The sequence below is a fragment of the Novosphingobium sp. B-7 genome (assembly GCF_000410615.1).
Classification (GTDB): Bacteria; Pseudomonadota; Alphaproteobacteria; order Sphingomonadales; family Sphingomonadaceae; genus Novosphingobium; species Novosphingobium capsulatum.
Genome location: NZ_KE148514.1, coordinates 4,419 through 9,424, shown reverse-complemented (window position 1 = coordinate 9,424; position 5,006 = coordinate 4,419). Strand labels below are relative to the sequence as shown.

Annotated in this window: 2 protein-coding genes and 1 pseudogene; all 3 read left to right on the top strand. The window is 63.0% G+C overall.

From position 1 onward, the window contains the following. Positions 1 to 185 (top strand): annotated as a pseudogene (locus H926_RS35300) (LacI family transcriptional regulator); the annotation flags it as partial. 523 nt (positions 186 to 708) lie between these two features. Beyond that, on the top strand, positions 709 to 3,711 hold the full coding sequence (locus H926_RS0123475; protein WP_022678406.1) for a TonB-dependent receptor: 3,003 nt from the start codon (positions 709 to 711) through the stop codon (positions 3,709 to 3,711). 100 nt (positions 3,712 to 3,811) lie between these two features. After that, on the top strand, positions 3,812 to 5,006 hold a 1,195-nt coding region (locus H926_RS30310; RefSeq protein WP_202804800.1), incomplete at its 3' end, for a tryptophan halogenase family protein.

The following is a 5,006-nucleotide window of genomic DNA, read 5'->3' as shown; positions in this document are numbered from 1 at the left end:
CCAATGTCTGGCCGGAACTCCCCCCCGCGCGCCAGCCAGTGGCCGATATGGCACGCGAAGCCGTGCGCCTGCTGGTGGACAGCGTGTTTGACCCCAAGGCGCGCGCGCCGCGCCATGTGCGGGTCGATTTCTCGCTGGTGCTGCGCGCATCCGACGCCACGTTGACCGCGCCACGCGCCGGTTAATCCGTACCCGGCCATCCCGCGCAATGCGGGGGAACGGGTCACGCCATTTTTGCTACGCGCTCTTGCGGTGACCACGCACGAATAGTGGGTGACCGTTGCGGCTTTGCCACAGTCCTGCAATCGTTTTAGCGCTATCGCGAGCCCATTTTCTGCGCCTCTCGCACCGCAAAAGCGCGTGCGATAAATCCTAGTTATCTCATTGATACGATAATTCTAAACCGTTGAAATAACACAAATGATGCAAAGCGGCATAAATTGCCGATTTGTTGCCGAATGCGGCTGTCCAGCGGCAAGCCCGCAGCACGGCGGGCATTTGGCAATAATCCGGTTTGCGAATCGTGTGTTGAAATGGTAGCGTTAACGCAGATGAGGTGCTCTGACACACGGAGCAATCAGGAGGGGGCTCTAAGGGAAATAGATCTGTTTCTCGCCATTGCCGCGCGTCTCTCAAGACGCTGAGATCGGCATGGAAATATCTGTAAAAACTACATTTCTTTAGAGATAGCCTTAATTGGGAGGGGTTATGCACAACGTTTTCGGGCGCAGCACGCGCCGCAATGCGCGCAAGATCGGTTTTCTTGTCACGTCCAGCATGGTGATGGCCGCCTCGCTGGTGGCCGGCACCGCCCATGCGCAGGAAGCCGCTGCCGCCACAGACGCCGGCAAGGCCGCCGCTGCCGACGAGCCGAACGTGCCGTCGATCATCGTTACCGGTATTCGCGGCTCGCTGAGCAACGCCCTCAACACCAAGCGCAATTCGCAGGTGATCGTGGACTCGATCTCTGCCCAGGACATCGGCGCGCTGCCCGACCGCACCGTTTCCGAAGCCCTGCAGCGCGTGCCCGGCATCACTCTGCAGCGTACCGGCGACGTCAACACCCTGGAAGGCAGCGACCCCGGCCGCGTGCCGGCCGAAGGTGGCGGCGTGTTTATCCGTGGCCTTTCCTGGACGCGCAGCGAAATCAATGGCCACGACGTGTTCTCTGCCAACAGCGGCCGTGGCCTGAGCTTTGAAGACGTCTCGCCTGACCTGATGGGCGCGGTCGACGTCTACAAGACCCCGTCGGCCGACATGGTCGAAGGCGGCATTGCCGGCATCGTCGACCTGCGCACCCGCAAGCCGCTCGACAGCAAGAACTTCGTCGCCGTTTCGGGTGACTGGAACTATGCCGACAAGCGCAAGGAAGGCTTCTTCTCGGGCAATGCCGTGATCAGCCACCGCTGGGACACGCCCGGCGGCACCCAGATCGGCCTGCAGCTTTCCGCATCCACCGGCAAGACCGGCAACCGCACCGACGCGATCCAGACCGGATCGATCAGCACGACAACGCTGCCAGCGGCGCAATCGGGTCTCCCGGCCGGCACCACCGTGGCCCTGCCCAGTGGCCTGGGCTATCGCTCGGTCGAATGGACGCAGGTGCGCCACTCGTATGACGCGGTGCTGCAGATCAAGCCGTCGTCCAGCCTGCTGTTCACCTTTGAAGGCATGATTGCCAAGGTGACGCCGCGTGACGCTGAAAATGCCGTGCAGATCAACGACCAGAACGGCGGTTTCAGCCTCGATCCCAGCTTCACCTTCACTGGGCCGCAGCACACCCTGGCCTCGGGCACGCTAAGCAACGCGCAGCTGGTCTATGACAGCCGCGTTGGCCAGCAGGACAAGGTCACCCGCGAATTCTATGGCAGCATGTTCTGGACGCCGACCGATCACCTGACGGTGAGCGTCGATGTCGATCACGTCAACTCGCACGCCAGCGTTTACAGCATGACCGCGTTCGACGGTTTCGGCCTGAACGGCGGCCGGCCCAACGTGGCGTTCAACCTGACTGGTGACCGGCCCAGCCTCACCTTCAGCGAAAATGGCCTGAGCCTGAGCGATCCGGCTAACTATTTCTGGTACGCTGCCATGCAGCACAACGAGAACAACCGCGCCTCCTCGTGGGCGGAACGCGCCGACGTGACCTACACGCTCGATGACGGCAACTTCTTCAAGTCGTTCAAGGTTGGCCTGCGCAATACGGCCAAGGACTTGGTCACGCAGTCGACCAATTACAACTGGGGCCTGCTCAGCACCGCCTATTGGGGTGGCGGCACGCCGATCTACCTTAACCAGGACCCGGGCAACGTGGGCCTGCCGGGCCAGACCACGCGCCTCAATTTCGGCAACTTCATGGGCGGGAACGTCAATGTGCCGGGCGGCTGGTTCCCTTCGGTTGGCTTGCTCGACAAGGGCGCGGCCAATGCCTACAAGTATCTGGTTACCACGCAGAGCGGCAATGGCGGCTGGTCGCCGCTGACCGATGCGGCCTTCAATGGCAGCGCTGGCAACAACAACGCCTATGGCACCAACACCCAGACCGAAAAGACGCTGGCCGGTTATGCCATGGCGAGCTTTGGTGAAGACAGCGGCCTGCTCGGCCGGTTCGATGGCAACATCGGCGTCCGCGTGATCCGCACCCGCACCACGGCGGTTGGCGCCATCTTCCTGCCCTCGCTCAGCTCGTCTTCGTCGAACTCGCAGACGGCGGCGGCGTGTATCGCCACCAATGGCGCCGCGGCGTGCCAGGCGCTGGTCAATGCCGCGACGTTCGTGGGCGATGGCAGCAAGACCCCGGTCGACGCGCGCAACAGCTATACCGACGTGCTGCCGACGCTCAACACGCGGTTCTACCTGAACGACAAGACCATCCTGCGCTTTGCGGTGGGCAAGACGATTTATCGCCCGAGCTTCACCGACCTGCAGGCCAACCAAACCTATGCCTATACCTTCCAGGCGGACGGCTTCACCCCGGCGGTGGTCGCCCCCCGTACCCTGACGGGCGGCAACCCCTATCTCAAGCCGATCCGCGCCTGGAACTTTGACGCCAGCTTCGAATACTATTTCGGCAAGGCCAATGCGGTAACGCTGGCCGCGTTCTTCAAGGACGTGTCGAACTACATCAGCCCCCAGGCATCGACCGTTACGCTGACGCGCAATGGCGTGACGCAGGATTTCCAGGTCAACATCCCGGTCAACGGCGGGCATGGCACGATCAAGGGCGTGGAAGCGGGTTACACCATGTTCTTCGATAGCCTGCCCGGTGCGCTGTCGGGCCTGGGCTTCAACGGCAACTATACGTTCATCGCCAGCACCGGTGGGCGCAACCCGTCCAACCCGCAGCTGGCGCCGGGCAGCCTGCTGCCGGGCAACCTGCCGATGCAGGGCCTGTCCAAGCATTCGTTCAACGCGGCTCTGCTCTATGAAAAGTATGGGGTTTCGGCGCGCCTCGCCTACAACTGGCGCTCGGAATACCTGGCCAACGCCAACGGTGCCAACGTCAACCAGCCGGTGTGGAACGAAGCCTATGGCCAGCTCGACGCATCGTTCATCGTCGATGTAAACAGCCATCTCAAGGTCGGCCTCCAGGCGCAGAACCTGCTCAAGGCCAAGACCTATATCGATGTCGGCCCGGCGAGCCTGCACCCGCGCTATGCCTGGGAAGAAACCGACCGCCACGTCGCGTTCCTCGTCCGCTCGAAGTTCTGATAGCGGCGGTATCTTGCTCCACACGGCCGGCTCCGGTTATCTCGTGCCCCTGTTCCGTACAGGCGCATGAGACCGGGGCCGGAACGGGGAAGAGGATGTGATGAACGAGGCAGCGATCCGATCGATCACCATCCTGGGCGGTGGCACGGCCGGTTGGATGGCGGCCACGCTTCTGGCCAAGGCGTGCGATGGGCAACCCTTACGCATTATCCTGGTGGAATCCGAAGAGATCGGGATCATCGGGGTGGGCGAGGCGACCGTGCCGCTGTTCCGCCTGTTCAACGACAGGCTTGGCCTGGATGAGCATGCCTTCCTGCAGGCGACGATGGGCAGCTACAAGCTGGGCATCGAGTTCTGCGATTGGGGGCAGGTAGGCAATACCCACTTCCATGGCTTTGGCGATTATGGCGAGCCGATCGGTGGGATTGCCCCGCACCATCATTGGCTGCGCCTGGCCCGATCGGGCGAAGCCGCACCGATCGACGATTATTCCGCGCCCTATGCCCTGGCACAGCGTGGCAAGTTCACGCCGGCCGATCCGCGCCAGCCCCGCTATGCCCACGCCTATCATTTCGATGCGGTGCTCTATGCCCGCTATCTGCGCACATTGGCTGAAAGCTGGGGCGTGACGCGGGTAGAAGGCCGCGTGGTGGATGTGCCGCTCGATCCGCAGACCGGGCATATCCGCGCCTTGCACCTGGCCGATGGGCAGGTGGTGGATGGCGAATTCTTCATCGATTGCACCGGCTTTGCCGCCGAGCTGATCGGCAAGCGGCTGGGCGCGGGCTATGTCGACTGGTCGCACTGGTTGCCGTGCGACAGCGCCATTGCGGTGCCATCGGCGCGGCAAGATCCGCCCGCGCCGTTCACCCGCTCCACCGCGCTGGCGGCGGGTTGGCAATGGCGCATTCCGTTGCAGCACCGCGAGGGCAACGGCATCGTCTATGCCTCTGCCCACATGAGCGATGCAGCAGCAGAAGAGGCGCTGCTGGGCAGCCTGGGCGGCGCGCCACTGGCCAATCCGCGCCGCTTCCGCTTTACCGCCGGGCGGCGCGAGGCATTCTGGCAGCGCAATTGCGTGGCGCTGGGTTTTGCCAGCGGGTTTCTGGAGCCGCTGGAATCCACCGGCATCCAGCTGATCCAGAACGGCATCGGCCGCTTGATCGAGTTTTTTCCCGATCGCCATTTCGATCCGCGCGTGGCGGCCGAATACAACCGCGTGTGCCAGGTGGAATGGGACCGCATCCGCGATTTCATCATCGCCCACTATTGCGTGTCGCAGCGGCCCGAGCCGT

Bases quoted from the DNA above. Each gene is read 5' to 3' on its own strand.
- H926_RS0123475 (WP_022678406.1), top strand. From the start codon at position 709: ATGCACAACGTTTTCGGGCGCAGCACGCGCCGCAATGCGCGCAAGATC.